Source organism: Paraburkholderia sp. JPY465, from assembly GCF_050436725.1.
GTDB classification, from domain to species: Bacteria; Pseudomonadota; Gammaproteobacteria; order Burkholderiales; family Burkholderiaceae; genus Paraburkholderia; species Paraburkholderia youngii.
The window spans coordinates 52,013-68,752 of the sequence record NZ_JBNDMT010000007.1 but is presented as its reverse complement, the minus strand read 5'-3'; the positions used below and the strand labels follow the sequence as shown (position 1 = coordinate 68,752).

Below are 16,740 nucleotides of genomic sequence, written 5' to 3'. Positions count from 1 at the left end.
ACTAATGACATGGTCCGCCCCGCCTCACCGGGCAGGTTACGCTGAAGGAGCTCACTCGTAACTGGAGACCATCATGGACCATGCGACGCTCGTTGGGATCGACCTTGGCAAGCACAGCTTTCACATCCATGGTCAGGACAGCAAGGGTAACGCTGTGCTGCGGAAGAAGCTTGGGCGCAAGCAACTGATCGAGTTCTTTGCAACCTATGCGACCTGCACGGTCGTCATGGAGGCGTGTGCAGGTTCTCACTTCATGGCACGCAAGCTGGCCACGTTCGGCCACGAAGTCAGACTGATTTCGCCGCAGTTTGTGAGGCCATTCGTAAAGTCAAACAAGAACGACTTCGTCGATGCCGAAGCGATCTGCGAAGCTGCATCGCGCCCGGCCATGCGGTTCGTAACGCCGAAGACCGAGTCACAGCAAACGCTTTCGGTGCTACACCGCGTGCGCGATCGCACGAGAACGATCAACCAGATGCATGGCTTTCTGCTCGAATTCGGCATCAGTCTGCCGGTCGGCAAGAATGGCGTCGAGCGACTGTCGGAGCTTCTCAGCTTCCATCCGTTGCCGCCCCGGCTTGTCGCGATCCTTGAGCGGCTTCACGAGCACTACAAGTACCTGCAGCAGCAGATCGGTGAGATCGATCGCGAGGTGGCGCAGCAGCTCGCCGACGACGACGTCGGACAAAGACTGTTGAGCATTCCTGGTATCGGGCCGATCACTGCAAGTGTGCTTGCCTCAGAAATCGGCGATGGCAAGCAGTTCAGATGCAGTCGCGATTTCGCGGCCTCGCTTGGCCTTGTTCCCCGCCAGTACAGCACAGGCGGCAGATCCAAACTTCTCGGCATCAGCCGACGGGGTGACAAGAAGATCCGCAGTCTTCTCGTCCAGTGCGCCCGGGCCTATATGCGATGCCTGCAGAAGCGAGCCGGCCACCTCGCGGACTGGACACGTGCACTACTGATGCGACGCCACTCAAACGTGGTGGCGTGCGCGCTGGCCAACAAGCTGGCTCGCACCGCCTGGGCTATCGTGGCACGTCACACCACCTTTGATCCAAGGGTTGCGACAGCATCGGCTTGAATCAACGCAGGCTAACCCTCTCTGCTTTTGCGACGACTGAAACCTGATGACGTGAACGGCACACCGGCCTGCGGAACACCCCGGCAAGCAAAGAGGCTCCTGAAGCCGCACAACTTCATGGGGGCCGCGGGCGCGAACTTCATCGAGGCGCGGGGAACAGTCCCCACAACGACGCCGGATAGATTCGAGCAAGCCAACACAGCATCAAGCGTCAGGGTTGCAAAACTGGGGCGGACCATAGATTCTTGCTTGTTGTTAGTCAAAAACACAGTCGTATGAGCGGGTAAGGCCACGCCGTTACCGGCGCAGCCTCCCCTAAGAACCGTACGTGCAAGTTTCCCTGCATACGGCTCAAGCATTCCAAAGCCGCACACGTTTGTGCAACCAGCGCCGTCCAACTGACGCCTGCGCATTGCCATGTCAAGGTTCTCCCGCCGCAGCGGAGGGTGCAGACATCGCGAACGATGCTCTCTCATGCTTCCCTCTACGGAGTCACTCAACAGCTTTGCGCCGGAACACCGAACGGAAGTCAGCGCGCTTTCGCGTGAAGTGATGTTGCAACCTCTATCCGGACCATTACAGCCCGGCATTCGCTTTCTCGGTTTTCTCATACCCGCACAGTCAACGATTAGCCTTGCGGTTCATCTGCCACGGGGGCAACTGTACGGGCTTACCACGTTCCCGTTTCATCACACGACTGAGTAAGGGCCCGCCTCTTCGCCGGTGGCGCCACTGGCGACGTATCACCTGGTAGGAAAGCGATAACCGGCCACGTCCCGTTTTGGGTCATGCCTAACAGCAGCTTTGGCATGTCAATAGTAACGACGTTTATCAGCGATTCACTTAGATTGCCCATGTCAGTCAGCCTCGCGTCTCAGCCCCGTTGCTGCTCAGAGCGTCCATGCAGCGCCTCGCAGCGCTACATGCTTTCGGACAACTTTGTCGGAACGGCTTCGCACAACGCCGTTGCCAGCAATGCACGCGCTCCTAGGCTACCGCCGGTCGCACGGCGGGTCCGCTACCGTGCAAGACCATCGCGCGGTCGGACAATGATGAAACGAGCATGCACTGCGCTCAGTCCTTCGAGCCTCATGCTTCGTGTCGCACCCTACCCGCTATTTTAAGGTTCATCGAGGATTACCGGGGAACGCGGCGCGGATTTTGAGGAAGAAGTACTCCTCGTCGCGGTACCCGTAAGCCCGGCGCTTGATGACCTTGATTGTGTTGTTGATCCCTTCAACGACATTGGTGTTGAGTGGGTGGCGGCAGCGCGCCAGGATTCCATGCCAGTAGCCTTGCAGGCGCTGTGCGAACAGTTGCAGGGCGGCGATACCGCTTTGCCTGGCCTGCTCAAACCACTGCTCCCAGGCCTTTTGCGCCCAGGCAGGCTTGCGGTAGAACCAGAGCCGTTTCAGTTCGTCGCGCAGCACGTAGACGCATAACAACGGCTGGTTTGCTGCCAGCAGTTCCTTCAGATGCACCGACTGCTCGGGTTTCAGGTTGCGGCGGTTGTGCAGCAGCAGCCAGCGACTGGACTTCAGGACCTTGCGCGCTGGTCTGTCATGGCGAAGCTGGTTGGCCTGATCGACGCGCACGCGATCGATGACTTCACGCCCGTATTTGGCGACGACGTGGAACAGGTCGTAGACAACTTCGGCCTGTGGGCAATGCGCGTTGATCTCCAGCTCATAGGCCGTCGTCATATCGATGGCAACTGCCTCGATGCGCCCAGCGACGCCTTCAGGAAGCTGCTCGAAGAAGGCCCGGGCCGTTTCGCGCGAGCGCCCCGGCCCGATCCATAGCACCTGGGCGGCCGATCGGATCGACCACCACCGTGGCGTAGCGGTGGCCCTTATGCAGCGCGAACTCGTCCATCGCCAGATAGCGGATCGCCGACCAGTCCGGGTCGGCCACACGGGCACGCAGGCGCATCTTGTCGATCGACTTGACCGTGTGCCAGCCCAGATCGTAGAAGGCGGCCACCGCCTGTACGCTGGCCGCCTGCAACAACTTCTCGCACGCCTTGGCAAAGCGCTCCGTTACCCGCTGGTAGCGGCCCAGCCACTCCAGCTTCTCCAGCCGTGGACCACCACAGCTTCGCACCAGACCCGGCGGCGGGGCACGTGCAGCACTACCCGATATTCGAACAGTGGCAGATCACGCACGCGTCGCACTGTCGTCTCATGAATCTGCGAACAACGCGCTCCGCATTGCTCACAATGCATGACCCGGCCGACCGGTTTCAGATAAAGCGAAAGCGTGTGGTTCTCGCCCTGTGGCCACTCTACGCGTTCCAGCCGGTAGCCCTTCCAGCAACCCAGCGCCTGCAGTGCCTTGCGATCGAGCAATCTCCCCCTGATGTCCCCTGAATTCAGGTATCAGGTTACGCAATTGGTGAAAATCGCTCCACGCTTTTCTACGAAGAACCTTTTTTTTGCAGCGCGTTGTCCTCGCGCAGTTGCCGGTTTTCCGCCTCGATCTACCGGATACGCTGCTGCTCAGCCGTCAGCGGCTTGCCCTCGCCGGGGCCGCCAGCACGCTCTGCATCGTACTGCGCCACCCAGCGGCGCACGGCTGTCTCAACAAGGTCCATCGACCGGCACACTTCGCTGACCGATAGCCCTTGGTCTCGCACCATCCGTACTACTTCCAGCTTGAAGCTGGCGTCAAATTGTCGGCGCCTTCTTGTCATCTTGCTCTTTTTCCTCGTCGATTCTGGATTGTCCTCCTATCGACCCGTCCGAGGAAATTAGACCACTACATCCTGCAGCCTTACTTGCAACCCGATAATTACTAAAGCTAATTGAGGGATGTTGTACTAGTCCCGCTGATTGAGGCCATCGTGCCGATCGGCGGCAGGCGCAGGCGGCCTTTGAGCCGTCCCTCGCCGCGCCAATGCCGAACGGGGTTACGACCACGACAAATACTACGCGCTCTTCGCGCGCGCACTATTCCAACTTGCATCGCGCGGCGTGGTCACCCGCATCGCAGTGGACCTAGGAAAGTCCGTCGGGTTGCCGAGCGTACGCATGCCCGACCGCATCATTTCCGTCGTCTGCTATTCGCTTCGAACGTCGCGCTGCTATTCACGAAACGTTCCTCAAACTCGGCTGTTGCTCGATCTGCTGGAAGACTCTTCAGCGCGTTCAGCAGTCCTTATGCAACGTTCTCTTAGCAATAAGCACGGAACTCGTGAATACGTGGCCACGCAGAAAGTCGATGCTGGATCGGTCCAGTCGAGTTAAGCGCGCGAATAGCATCGTTCGAATCGAATCGTACATCATGCATGATGTAGAAGACGCACAACCCGCCGAGGAGACTTCCGCCTACCAAGAGACAGTAAGAAGACCTGTGCTACGCGGTCGACAGGGGGTAAAACAGTCGATCTCCTGCTGCGTGTGCCCATCGCGACAAGACCGCCGCGCGATGTTACTTCGAGAAGGCGAGCAGACAGAAGGATGAACCCGGAAGAATCCTAGAGCGCCATCCGGTTGCGCTCGAAACGCTCGATGCCGGCCCGCGCACGACAGAACAAGCGGCCGAACAAAATCATCGAATAGTCGTGGTATCTGACCAGCTCCGGCAAGTACGCAGAGTGCTTTGCCCCATACGATTCCGTAACTGCTCCAACGACATTCCGGAAACGCTTGTATTGCGTAAACGTCGCTCTTAAGGGCCCATTGGCAGTCAGCACTAGACGGCCGCTGATTTGTAATATCCAGATTGAACGCGTCTGGATCGAACCTACCGCGCAACACCGGTGCGGAAAGTGATCCCGCTTAGGCACTGTCGACCTTAAAGCGATGGTGCGAGAGATAGCCATAGTCGTAGATGCCTGTAAATGATCTAACGTGCCAAGCGCGCTTTTTGATCAGCATGACCTCGGCATCGGCGGATCGTTCGGGAAGCCGGGACCCGACTTACCATAGCCAGTATCACACAACAGCATTATTCTCCGAGGTAAGCGGTCCGAACCTTCGGATCGTCGAGCATCTGTTTCGCGTCGCCCGACATCGTGATCAGACCGGAGTCCATCACGTAGCCACGATTGGCCGCCTGCAGCGCGAGACGCGCGTTCTGCTCGACGAGCAGAACGGTCATACCTTCGGCGGAAATCGAGCGCACCACTTCGAAGATCTTCTCGACCATGATCGGCGAGAGGCCCATCGACGGTTCGTCGAGCAGCAACAGTTTCGGCCGCGAGATGATTGCGCGCGCCATCGCGAGCATCTGCTGCTCACCGCCCGACAGCGTGCCCGCGTATTGCGACGCGCGCTCCTTCAGACGCGGGAAGAAGCCGAACATGCGCTCGACGTCCGACTTGATACCGTCGACATCGTTGCGCAGATACGCGCCCATCTGCATGTTCTCGACGATCGACATGCGCGCGAAGATGCCGCGACCTTCCGGCACCATCGCGAGACCGCGCTTGAGCAGCTCGTGCGCGGGCAGGCCTTTGATCGACTGGCCCATGTACTCGATATCGCCGGCCGCATACGCCTTCAGGCCCGTGATCGCCTTCATCGTCGTGGTCTTGCCCGCGCCGTTCGCGCCGATCAGCGTGACGAGTTCGCCCTGCCCGACCTCGAGGTCGACACCCTTGACCGCCTGGATGCCACCGTAGTTGACCTGCAGGCCCTTGATTTTCAACATTGCTTGCGTCGTGGACATCAGTGAACCCCCGCACCCAGATAAGCTTCGATCACCTTCGCGTCTTTCTGCACGTCCTGCGGCAGACCCTGTGCGATCACCTTGCCGTAGTCGAGCACCGTCATCTGGTTGCACAGGCCCATCACGAGCTTCACGTCGTGTTCGATCAGCAGAATCGTCTTGCCGTCCGCGCGGATCTTGTCGAGCAGCTTGGTCAGCTCGACCTTCTCGGTGGCGTTCATGCCGGCCGCCGGTTCGTCGAGCGCGAGCAGCTTCGGATCGGTCGCCAGCGCACGGGCGATTTCGAGGCGCCGCTGGTGGCCATACGACAGGTTGCGCGACGTGTAGTCCGCGTATTGCGTGATGCCGACGTAGTCGAGCAGTTCGAGCGCGCGCTCCTTGATTTCGCGCTCTTCCTTGCGTTCGGCCGGCGTCTGGAACACCGCGCCCAGCAGACCGTGCTTGGTGCGCACATGACGGCCGACCATCACGTTTTCGAGCGCGGTCATGCCGCCGAACAGGCGAATGTTCTGGAACGTGCGCGCGATGCCCGCCTTCGCGACCTGATAGACCGCGGTCGGCGTGTAGTTCTCGCCGTCGAGCTTGAACTCGCCCGAATCCGGCGTGTAGAGACCCGTGATCACGTTGAAGAAGGTCGTCTTGCCGGCGCCGTTCGGGCCGATCAGACCGTAGATTTCGCCCGCGCGGATCTGCAGGCCGACCTCGGAAAGCGCCTGCAAACCGCCGAAGCGCTTGTTGACGCCCTTCACCGACAGACGGATCGCCGCGTTGTTGCTTACGTTATCGCTCATGTCTTTTTCTCCACCGGACCTTATGCGCGCACCGGCTTCTTGCCGCTACGCTTTGCCAGCTTCGCAATCTTGTCTTCGTGCTTCGGCGCCGGCCACAGGCCTTCCGAGCGATACAGCATGATCACGACCATCGCGAGACCGTACAGCAGCTGACGAATCACTTCGGTATCGACGACTTCATGGCCGAAGATCATGTTCTGCAGCGGACCCATGGTGGAGCGCAGGAACTCGGGGAACACCGCGAGCAGCACCGCGCCGAGGATCACGCCCGGAATGTGGCCCATGCCGCCGAGCACCACACAGGCGAGCACCACGACCGATTCCCAGAACGTGAACGATTCCGGCGACACGAAGCCCTGGAACGCACCGAACATCGCGCCCGACAAGCCGCCGAACGACGCGCCCATCGCGAACGCGAGCAGCTTCACGTTGCGGGTGTTGATGCCCATCGCCTTGGCGGCAATTTCATCTTCGCGGATCGCGGCCCACGCGCGGCCGATACGCGAATGCTGCAGACGCGTACACGTCCAGATCACGAACAGCGCACACAGCACGAACAGGTAGTAGTACAGGTACACCGCCGGGAACTGCATGCCGAACAGCGAGTGCGACTGCGCGAAGCTGAAGCCGCCGATCTGCACCGGAGCGATCCCGGTGATCCCCTTCGGACCGTTGGTGATGTTTACCGGACGGTCGAGGTTGTTCATGAAGATCCGCACGATTTCCCCGAAGCCGAGGGTCACGATCGCCAGGTAGTCGCCACGCAGACGCAGCGTCGGCGCGCCGAGCAGAATCCCGAACATCGCGGCCAGCGCCATCGCGATCGGCACGATGATCCAGATCGGCACGTTCAGACCGTGCGGCGCGAGCGCCGCGATCCACTCGAATTGCGTCGACAGGTGCGGCGAACTGAGCAGCGCGGCCGTGTAGGCACCGATCGCGTAGAACGCGATGTAGCCCAGGTCCAGCAGGCCGGCAAAACCCACCACCACGTTCAGGCCGAGCGCGAGCATCACGTACAGCATCGCGAAGTCGAGCACGCGGACCCAGTAGTTGCCGCCCGCCGCGCCGATGATCATCGGCGCCGCGATCACGAAGATCGTCGTCAGGATGCCGATGGTCAGCGTCTTCGTGCGGTTCTTTTCGGGAATGAGCGTCGTGGACGGCTCGATCGGTTGAATTGAGGTCATGATTGTTGACTCCTTGTGGCCCGGGATCAGGCGCGATCCGCGACACGTTCGCCGAGCAGACCCGACGGACGGAACACGAGCACGACGATCAGCACGATGAACGCGAACACGTCCTGGTAGTTACTACCGAACACGCCGCCCGTGAGGTTGCCGATATAGCCGGCGCCCAGCTGCTCGATCAGGCCAAGCAGCACGCCGCCGACCATCGCGCCGCCGAGATTGCCGATACCGCCGAGCACCGCCGCGGTAAAGGCCTTCAGGCCAGGGATGAAGCCCATGTAGAAGTGCGCGTTGCCGTATTCGGACGCGATCATCACGCCGGCGAGCGCAGCCAGCGCCGAGCCGATCATGAAGGTCGCCGAAATCACGAAGTTCGGGCTCACACCCATCAGGCTCGCGACGTTCGGATTCTCGGCGATCGCGCGCATCGCGCGGCCGAGCCTGGTCTTGTGCACGAGCAGCAGCAGGCCGCCCATCACGACGAACGCCACCACGATGATCACGATTTCGGTCATCGAGATCACGGCGCCGGGCGTCGTGTCGGTGGCCTTGATCACGTTGATCGGGTCGGTGGGCAACAGCTGCGGGAACGGCAGCGGATTGCGCGACCAGATCATCATCGCGAGCGTCTGCAGCAGAATCGACACACCGATCGCGGTGATCAGCGGCGCGAGACGCGGTGCGCGGCGCAACGGCCGGTAGGCCACGCGCTCGATCGTGTAGCCGACCACCGCGCAGACTGCCGCCGCGATGAGCAACGCGATGACCAGCGTCAGCACGTTGCCGAGGCCGGGAAAGTGGTTCTGCAGCACACCTATGGCGGAGAGCGCAACCATCGCGCCCACCATCAACACGTCGCCGTGAGCGAAGTTGATGATGCCCAGAATGCCATAAACCATCGTATAGCCCAGTGCGATGATGGCGTAGACACTGCCAAGCACCAGTCCATTCATGATTTGTTGGACCAGAATGTCCATGTCTCTCTTACTCCAGTTGACCGCCTACGGGTTGATACGGGGTAACGGACAGTGCGATGATGTCCGTTACCTGTCAAAAAATAATCGAGTGCGATGGCGGCTATCGCCGCAAATCGCACAGACCGTCACATGTGCGTCGATCCAGTCGCCTGTCCGATCGAATGCGACTTCCCGATCATGGTCGAGAATTGCATCTGCTTGTGCACTCTCACGAAATCACGCCAGAAATACTGCGGCCGATCGCCGTCGTGTCTCCCGAATAGACGAGTTTCTGAACGGAGTACGCGCCCGGTTCCCGACCCACTGCGTCATCCTCCGATAGCACTTCGAACGCAACCGAGCGACGATTTGCCGCTGCTGATGCTCTGTTCACATCTTCAACCGCGATTCGAACAGCGCTTTCGTCGTTCTTTCCAAAGGTAAACTGCCCGCCTGTCAGCGGTTCAGCAACTATCTCCGTTGCGAATTTAGGCTGTCCAGCCACGCGGACACCGGACGGTAGTGCCGCGACCGAAGCGGACGACTGATTGATGCCATTCATGGATGTCCCTCTCTTTGTATTGCTCAACTGATAACGGGCTCCCATCCGTTTTGCCCGATATGCACGCAAGCTTCAGCCAAAATCCAAATATTCCAAAAGTCCGCGCGTTCTTTTTTTTGCCGAGTGTCGACGCGACATTTGACAGCATTCATCGTGTTCTCGACCAAGCGTTACTGACGGATCAATACATTTTCTCGGAGCCGCACGGATCACGTCAGCAGTCGCATCGCATCCCGCTAAGGCTAGCGTCAAAAGCGATCACACAGAACCAGAAATTTCTGTTGCGTGGCCCCGGAATAGCACTATTCGACTGGAACTCTTGAATTGCAAGCGTCGCATACTTACCCTTTTTCCGACTCATGTGCATGATCTCTATGTGCCCGACAGGATGACGCATCAGATCCAAAAAATTCCTGAAGCGAACATCAGCTTGATGATGCGTTTGATGGCGCAGCGATCTCACGTGACGCTATGTTGTTCAGGTACCTCTCCTGGACAATTGTTGAGCGGTGTCGCCTACCCGTCGTTGCGCGCGTCAAGCGGCAATCAGATCGCCACCCTTTTGTCAACGGCCGCTTTTTTGTGGATCGCCAATGCTGATGAATCGACATCCCGAAATAACGATGTGCATTAGCCATTGCAGGAGGGGGCGCAGCAGCGCATCGACCGTCTACGCCTCGTCACGCCAACCGCCGGCTTGTCTACAAAACCGCGCTTTCAAATAGCACCAACAGCCTGATGGCCTAATGATCAGCTTCGGGGCTCGGAGCGGCCAACACCCTTTCGACGCTACGTTGCCTCCCCCCCTTGCGGCAGTGCCTTTCCTGTCAATCTACCCGACGCGCCCAACTGTCAGCCTCCTTCAGAAGGACCAAGGTACCCCCGGCACCGGCACAATACTGCGGTGGGCCGAGGCTGGGCCCTATTCTATTTTGCGCGATTAGGAATATGAAATAAATTCGGCTTATATCCGCGCAGCTCACTTTTCCTTGCCGCATAAATTCTGCTTATGCCGGCTTAAGCAAGTTATGCTTGTATCAGAGATGAACTGCCGTTAGGATTGCCCGGTCACACCTTCAACAATCCGAGTGGACTCCGTTTCGGTGGGTGTTTTCAGGGCTACGAAGGTCATCCAGTGATGAAGTTCGATCCGATCGATGAGCCATCAGAATGATCAGAATGAAGTGATCAAGCAGTTAAAGTCGTTGGTAGTTGGGGCCGTCGCGGAGCATGGTGAACGTGCATGGGAATCGGCGTCCGACTAAAGAAGAAATGACCAAGGTTTCGTCCCAATAAGGGACCTGCCATGTGGAGGCCCCGAAGACGGATGATCTGACCGATGAAGCAGAACCTGAATCGCGCGGTGGCGAAGGTGCTCAAGCGCCTACATTATCCGCTTGACGTAATCCTTCTCTGCGTGCGCTGGTACGCTGCGTATCCGCTGAGTCTGCGTTACCTCCAACAGACGAATGGCGAACGAGGAATTTCGGTTCGCCATCCGACTGTGCATCGCTGGACACTCAAACTGTTGCCGGTTCTAGAGAAGCCGTTTCGGCGCTGCAAGCCGGCGGGCAGCAGGAGTTGGGGTATGGACGAAACGTACATTCGCGTGAGGAGCGAGTGGAAATATTATTTGTACCGCGCCGCGGACAACGCTGGCAACACGAACGCTTTCCTTCGGCGAGCCCGTCGTGACAAGGCTGCGGCCCGGAGAGACTTCGAAAAGGCGATGACCCTGAACGGTGAACCGTAGGCTGTGACAATTGATAAAAGCGGATCAAATCTGGCGGCGCTACAAGCGCTCACCGCCGAACGCGAGACGCCGATCAAGGTCTGCCAGAACAAATGCCCGAACAATTCAACGATCTGCTACTGAGCAATTCTACTCGCTGGCGAAATAAGCAATTCTATGCTATCGCGCTTTGCTATGACTGTGTCCTTTTCGCGACCAAATCGTGTTGGGACCGACAAGGCTTACGACATGTGCGACTCTGTTCGTGATTGCCGGACGCGCAACGTGACGCCCCATGTGGCGCGCAACGTTGCTCATCAAGACGGAAGCGCGATTGATGGGCGCGCTTCGCGGCACGCCGGTTACGGCATCAGCCAGGTGAGACTTAAACGCATCGAAGAGTACTCCGGTTGGGGCAAGACCATTGGCAGAATTCGGCAGACCAACTATCGAGGCATCAAGCGGGTCACCAGCACTTCAGACTGACCATGCTGGCGAGCAACCTGACCGGAATGGCCCGAATACTGATGGCCGTGCCGCGAGGAGCAGCGCAATGAGTCGCCGGACGCGGCCACCGGGCGAAAACGCGCCGGCTGGCTCACTCGCCTGTGGTGTGCCCCGGACGATCCATGTGCAACTCAGCGACGAATTGCATACGAAATCCCTTTAAACATTGCCGCGGTTGTCAAAACGAGGCGATTTTCGACAGCCTGTTAGGTCCTCGACCTCGCATCAAACGTGGGAAAGGCTGATCAATCGGCTACGCGGTCGTCGGTGACGAGGACGAAGACGTTGTAGCAAGAGGCTCACGAAACGGTCCCACGATCATGAAGCGGTAGCTCGGTTTTGCAGAAGTAGGAAGTCTGGACAAGAAGCGAGTGATCAGGCGTCAGCGTTTCCTTGCAGAGATGGAGAAAGTGGTACCGTGGGAGCGCTTGCTGTTGGCGACCGGGCCGTTGAAATACACCCGCACGGATGCTTAGAATCAGCCGTCGACGACCGTCCTGTTTTTAAAAGCCGCGAGTCGCACCGCCAAGCCATCGGCAATCGGCAATCGGCTCATTGATCAGCGTTTCGCAAGGAAGCAGTTCATGGACAGCAATGTAGTACCGACGTTCCTACGCGCTCAACTTAAGCGGGGACTTCTCGAGGTCAAAGTCGACGCCGCCGCCTTGCCCGCGGCTACCCTGTTCGGTTTCGCAGAGCGCCGGAATCCAAAGCGGGCATTCCTCTTCGTGTCAAAAGTTCTGGGACGACTCGTGCCGACGCGGCCATCGATCATGGCTGCCAGTTTCGAGAGCCTCGTCAGCGAGATCCCAGCGGACCTGCCCGGCCCAGTGCTGGTAATAGGCGTCGCCGAAGCCGCAGTTGGCCTCGGTGCCGGCGTGCACCGTGCTTACAGTGCCACGCGTTCCGACAGCGTGTACCTCACCAGTACCCGTCATCCTTTGGGTACCGACCTCTTTTCTCGATTCGAGGAAGAGCACAGTCATGCCAGCACCCATTTAATCCACCTGCCAGTCGATCCCGAGGTTCGTGATTTGATGCTCCAGGCCCGATCTTTAATCTTGGTGGACGATGAGGCTTCGACCGGCAAGACCTTTCTCAACCTGCACCGCGCACTAATCGAAGCCGGCCTGAACAAGATCGAGCGAGTGGTCACGTGTGTCCTGACGGACTGGTCTGGGGGTGCTGTGCGTAAGGCCATCGGAGAGTCGACCACCGCCGTATCCTTGCTGAGCGGCTCGTATCAGTTCCACGAAGATCAGTCCGCGCCTCTGCCGGATATGCTAGGTGTCGGCGCCGTTTCTATAGGCGGATGGCCTCTCTCGCCCCGCAATGACTGGGGGCGCTTGGGCGTTCGCCACGTGGACGACACGCTCGCACCGAACATTCAAATCCAGCCCGGCGAGAAAGTCGTCGTAGTGGGTACCGGTGAGTTCGTCTGGCGTCCCTTCCTGCTGGCAGAGCGCGCGGAGCGAGCCGGGGCAGACGTCTACTTCAGCGCAACCACCAGGTCCCCTATAGCCATAGGCCACGCCATCGAGCACGCGCTGTCGTTTCCTGACAACTATGGCCTCGGTATTCCGAACTTCCTCTACAACGTGAAGCCCGGTGAATTCGACCGAGTTCTTATCTGCACAGAAACCCCGGCGCAAGCGCTCCCTGCAGAACTGGTTGATGTCCTGAATGCGGAGATAATTTTCGATGAGCAGTAATCGTCCGCTGATATTCGTGGACCTCGACGACACCCTGTTCCAGACCGCAAGTAAGATGGCGGACGCCACCCCACGAATCATCGCCACCCTGGACGTGCATGGGCAGCCCAACGGGTATATGAACCCGGTCCAGAACTTCTTCCTGAACTGGCTGCTGGCCTCGGCCGACGTCGTTCCGGTTACCGCACGTAGCGTGGAGGCCTACAACCGCGTCAAGCTTCCTTTCACCGAAGGTGCAATCTGCTCCCATGGAGGCGTGATGCTCCGCCCTGACGGATCGCTTGACCAGCCCTGGCACGCACAGATGGCCGAGTCGCTCCGGACCTTTCAAGACCGGCTGTCGACACTGAGGGAGGCCACCCTGCAAATCGGCAAAGAACTGGGCTACTCCCTGCGCAGTTGGGTAGTTGAAGAGGAAGGTCTGCGCCACTACGTGCTGACCAAACACAACGAGTCCAACGACTCGGTGCTCACCGAGTTGCTGACCGAAGTTCAATCTCGAAGCATGTTGGAATGCATGCACACCCACGTTAATGGAAACAACCTCGCCTTCCTGCCTGCGGGTTTGGAAAAACGCTTCGCCGTTCAAGAATGGTTGCGCCGCGATCGTGAAGTCCACGGCGAGCGGCCGGTCCTGGGCTTCGGTGACAGCATCTCCGACCTGGGGTTCATGGACCTCTGTCACATGTGGTCAACGCCGGCGCGCAGTCAACTGGCAACAGTAGTGAAGGGGCTCATCAATGAGTAATCCTCTCGCCACCCTGAGCACCGTCGGCAGCGGCAGCTACGCCCCTGAAGATGTGCATTTCCTTTTGCAACGCGTGCAGATGAGCTTCACTACCGTTGAGGAAAAGGAGCTTCTGATTCAGACGAACCGGAAGCACTACTCTGAGATGATAAGCTTCGAGCAGGCTCCTACCGACGTGCACAAGGGTCTCTACACCCATGCCTTGGCGCGGAACGGCGCTCGTATGGCTTCCAATGTTCAGGCCTTGGCATTGGCATTGAGTGCCGCTTACACCGGGCCGAGCATCGCCCTGGTTTCATTTGTTCGCGCAGGCGTGCCCCTCGGTGTCCTGCTGCGCCGGGCACTCGTCGAAATGGGCCGCGATACTCACCACTACGGTGTCAGCATCATTCGCGATCGCGGGATCGACATGGTGGCTCTGGAAGCCATCATCCAGCTGCATGGGGCCGAAAAGATCGCCTTCGTGGATGGTTGGACCGGCAAAGGCGCAATCTCCGATGAGCTCAAGCGGACCTTGGACGACGACAAGCGCTTCCCAGCAGAGCCTCGCCTCGTTGTTCTAGCAGACCCCTGCGGCCGCGCTTGGCTGGCTGGCTCTGCAGAGGACTGGGTAATTCCGTCCGGCATCCTCGGTGCAACCGTGTCGGGCCTCGTATCCCGCACCATCTGGCCGACTCAAGGTGGGCTTCATGGTTGCGTGACATACGACCACCTGCCTAAGCATGACGTAACCCGAGAGTTCATCGATAAGATCGAGGCCGAACGTGGGGCGCTGGGCGAAGTTTATCCCGCAACTCCATGGACCGACGAACAGCGATTGGAGCTCCAAGCGTCCGCTGATCACGTGGTGTCCTCACTGGCAACGCGTTTTGGCACCTTCAACTTGAATCGCGTGAAGCCGGGTATCGCTGAGGCAACCAGAGCTGTTCTGCGTCGTGTGCCCGATCACGTTCTGGTACGTGATAGCAACGACAGCGACGTGCAATTGTTAATGCATCTCACTGACCGCGCGGGCGTGACCGTAGAGGAAGCTGGCGCGGACCTGGGTCCGTATCGTGCCGCGACAATCACACGGAGTCCCAACTGAGGGGCGACATTTCTACGTTCTCCCTCGGGGCGACTCTGTAGATGCCGGCTACGCGCGGTGACATGCTGGACGTGGTTTTCGGCACCAAGATCTCAGAATTGTGCTCACTTGTGGTGGAGGGTGCGGACGAAAACTTGGACTACTTGGAGGTAGTCCATGTACTCGTACGAAGACCGGATTCGAGCGGTCGAGCTCTACATAAAACTCGGAAAACGCATCGCAGCTACCATCCGTCAGTTAGGCTACCCGACAAAGAATGCTCTAAAAAGCTGGCATCGAGAATACGAACGATGTCATGATCTGCCGGCGCGCTATGTGCGTTCAAGGCCGAAATACTCGGCCGAGCAGAAAAAGGCCGCCGTCGAGCACTATCTGAACCATGGTACTGTCTTGCTGGAACTTTGAGGGCGTTGGGATATCCGGGGCGCGAGACACTCGCAGCTTGGGTCGACGAGCTGCACCCCGAAGCCAGGAAGTGCGTTGTGGGGAAAGCCGTGGGCGCACCGCAGCCCCGGGAGTTGAAGCAGGCGGCAGTCATCGAGCTGTGCACCCGGGAAGAAAGCGCGCGCGTGGTTGCTCAAAAGATAGGCGTGAGCAGGCCGACGTTATACAACTGGAAAAATAAGCTACTCGGTCGTGAGGTTCCGGCATTAATGAAACGCCACAACGATTCGCCGCAGGCCCCTGAACGGGCAGACCTGGAGCGGCAAGTCGAATCGCTTCGACGTAACATCCGGCAATTGCAGCTCGAACACGATATCCTGAAGAAGGCCAATGAACTGCTAAAAAAAGACCTGGGCGTCGACCTGCAGCTCCTGACCAATCGGGAGAAGACGTTGCTGGTTGATGCCCTGAAACAGACTTACGCGCTGCCAGAACTCCTTGCCGAGCTGGGTCTTGCGCGCAGCTCCTACTTTTATCATCGGGCACGGCGACGGGTCTCTGACAAGTATGCCGACGTGCGCCGTGCCATCATAAACATCTTCGAGCTAAATCACCGCTGCTACGGCTATCGAAGGGTGCGGGCGGCTCTCGTCAGGCAGCAGGTCTTCCTGTCAGAAAAAGTCGTGCGGCGTTTGATGAAGCAGGAGCGGCCGGCCGTTGCCACTACGAGGCGACGTCGCTATGGCTCCTATCTCGGAGAGATCAGCCCTGCGCCTGAAAACATCATCAACCGCGATTTCCAGGCGGCAGCCCCGAATGAGAAGTGGCTCACCGACATCACCGAGTTCCAGATTCCAGCTGGTAAGGTGTATCTGTCGCCCGTAATCGACTGTTTCGATGGCCTGGTCGTCAGCTGGTCAATAGGTACGCGTCCAGATGCCGAGCTTGTGAATACCATGCTGGATGCAGCCATCGAGACGGTAGCCAATAGCGACGAGCGGCCCGTCGTCCACTCTGATCGCGGTGCTCACTATCGCTGGCCGGGGTGGCTCTCACGTATGCGCGACGCGAAGCTAATTCGCTCGATGTCCCGCAAAGGGTGCTCGCCCGACAATGCAGCCTGCGAAGGCTTCTTCGGCCGGCTGAAAACGGAGCTGTTCTATCCTCGGGACTGGCAGGCTATAACCATTGAACAATTCATCGCAGTAGTTGATTCCTACATCCGCTGGTATAACGAAAAGTGGATCAAAATCTCCTTGGGCTCCCTCAGTCCCCGCGAATACCGGGAGAGCCTCGGGCTTGCAGCATGAACGAGT

At 58.9% G+C, this 16,740-nt stretch carries 11 protein-coding genes and 5 pseudogenes; 9 read left to right on the top strand and 7 right to left on the bottom strand.

From position 1 onward, the window contains the following. Nucleotides 1-73: 73 nt before the first annotated feature. Complete coding sequence (locus tag QFZ94_RS40750; protein ID WP_429463747.1) at nt 74-1,084, top strand: IS110 family transposase; 1,011 nt, start codon at nt 74-76, stop codon at nt 1,082-1,084. 1,127 nt (nt 1,085-2,211) lie between these two features. Here QFZ94_RS40750 and QFZ94_RS40745 read toward each other — a convergent pair. Both QFZ94_RS40745 and QFZ94_RS40740 read right to left on the bottom strand, forming a co-directional pair. Continuing rightward, nucleotides 2,212-3,432 (bottom strand): annotated as a pseudogene (locus QFZ94_RS40745) (ISL3 family transposase). A 134-nt stretch (nt 3,433-3,566) separates the two neighbouring features. After that, nucleotides 3,567-3,776 (bottom strand): annotated as a pseudogene (locus QFZ94_RS40740) (transposase); the annotation flags it as partial. 126 nt (nt 3,777-3,902) lie between these two features. Between QFZ94_RS40740 and QFZ94_RS40735 the strand changes: the two are divergent. After that, nucleotides 3,903-4,243, top strand: a pseudogene (locus QFZ94_RS40735) (IS5/IS1182 family transposase); the annotation flags it as partial. A 789-nt stretch (nt 4,244-5,032) separates the two neighbouring features. Here the strand turns inward: QFZ94_RS40735 and QFZ94_RS40730 are convergent. From QFZ94_RS40730 to QFZ94_RS40710, 5 genes are all read right to left on the bottom strand, one after another. Then, complete coding sequence (locus QFZ94_RS40730) at nt 5,033-5,737, bottom strand: ABC transporter ATP-binding protein (protein WP_429463745.1); 705 nt, start codon at nt 5,735-5,737, stop codon at nt 5,033-5,035. A 17-nt stretch (nt 5,738-5,754) separates the two neighbouring features. Further along, a complete protein-coding gene (locus tag QFZ94_RS40725; RefSeq protein WP_152853905.1) occupies nt 5,755-6,546 on the bottom strand; it encodes an ABC transporter ATP-binding protein in 792 nt (263 codons plus the stop codon). A gap of 20 nt (nt 6,547-6,566) precedes the next feature. Further along, the gene (locus QFZ94_RS40720; RefSeq protein WP_368592345.1) at nt 6,567-7,736 is read right to left on the bottom strand and encodes an ABC transporter permease subunit; all 1,170 of its coding nucleotides are present in this window, start codon (nt 7,734-7,736) and stop codon (nt 6,567-6,569) included. Between the two features lie 26 nt (nt 7,737-7,762). Then, nucleotides 7,763-8,713 carry a branched-chain amino acid ABC transporter permease gene (locus QFZ94_RS40715; RefSeq protein ID WP_368599720.1) on the bottom strand — a complete coding sequence of 317 codons (951 nt, stop codon included), beginning with the start codon at nt 8,711-8,713 and terminating at the stop codon, nt 7,763-7,765. A 208-nt stretch (nt 8,714-8,921) separates the two neighbouring features. Next, entirely contained in the window at nt 8,922-9,254 is a 333-nt protein-coding gene (locus QFZ94_RS40710; RefSeq protein ID WP_410853302.1) for a hypothetical protein, read from the bottom strand. A gap of 361 nt (nt 9,255-9,615) precedes the next feature. Between QFZ94_RS40710 and QFZ94_RS40705 the strand changes: the two genes are divergently transcribed. The 7 genes and pseudogenes from QFZ94_RS40705 to QFZ94_RS40675 all read left to right on the top strand — a co-directional run bounded on the left by QFZ94_RS40705 (nt 9,616) and on the right by QFZ94_RS40675 (nt 16,734). Beyond that, a complete protein-coding gene (locus tag QFZ94_RS40705) occupies nt 9,616-9,888 on the top strand; it encodes a hypothetical protein (RefSeq protein WP_429463744.1) in 273 nt (90 codons plus the stop codon). A 705-nt stretch (nt 9,889-10,593) separates the two neighbouring features. Continuing rightward, nucleotides 10,594-11,112: pseudogene (locus QFZ94_RS40700) on the top strand (IS6 family transposase); the annotation flags it as partial. A 99-nt stretch (nt 11,113-11,211) separates the two neighbouring features. Beyond that, nucleotides 11,212-11,543, top strand: a pseudogene (locus QFZ94_RS40695) (transposase); the annotation flags it as partial. 534 nt (nt 11,544-12,077) lie between these two features. Further along, nucleotides 12,078-13,205, top strand: coding sequence for a phosphoribosyltransferase domain-containing protein (locus tag QFZ94_RS40690; protein ID WP_018436565.1), 1,128 nt, complete (start codon nt 12,078-12,080; stop codon nt 13,203-13,205). After that, nucleotides 13,195-13,953 carry a trehalose phosphatase gene (locus tag QFZ94_RS40685; protein ID WP_410853053.1) on the top strand — a complete coding sequence of 253 codons (759 nt, stop codon included), beginning with the start codon at nt 13,195-13,197 and terminating at the stop codon, nt 13,951-13,953. The genes QFZ94_RS40690 and QFZ94_RS40685 overlap by 11 nt, the downstream gene beginning before the upstream one ends. After that, nucleotides 13,946-15,040, top strand: a complete 1,095-nt coding sequence (locus tag QFZ94_RS40680; RefSeq protein WP_429463741.1) for a cysteine protease StiP domain-containing protein — start codon at nt 13,946-13,948, stop codon at nt 15,038-15,040. The genes QFZ94_RS40685 and QFZ94_RS40680 overlap by 8 nt, the downstream gene beginning before the upstream one ends. A gap of 156 nt (nt 15,041-15,196) precedes the next feature. Beyond that, nucleotides 15,197-16,734 (top strand): IS3 family transposase gene (locus tag QFZ94_RS40675; protein ID WP_429463739.1). Its coding sequence is split into 2 segments (ribosomal slippage): nt 15,197-15,425 and nt 15,425-16,734, totalling 1,539 coding nucleotides; the frame shifts between segments, so codons are not numbered across the junction. Nucleotides 16,735-16,740: the final 6 nt, after the last annotated feature.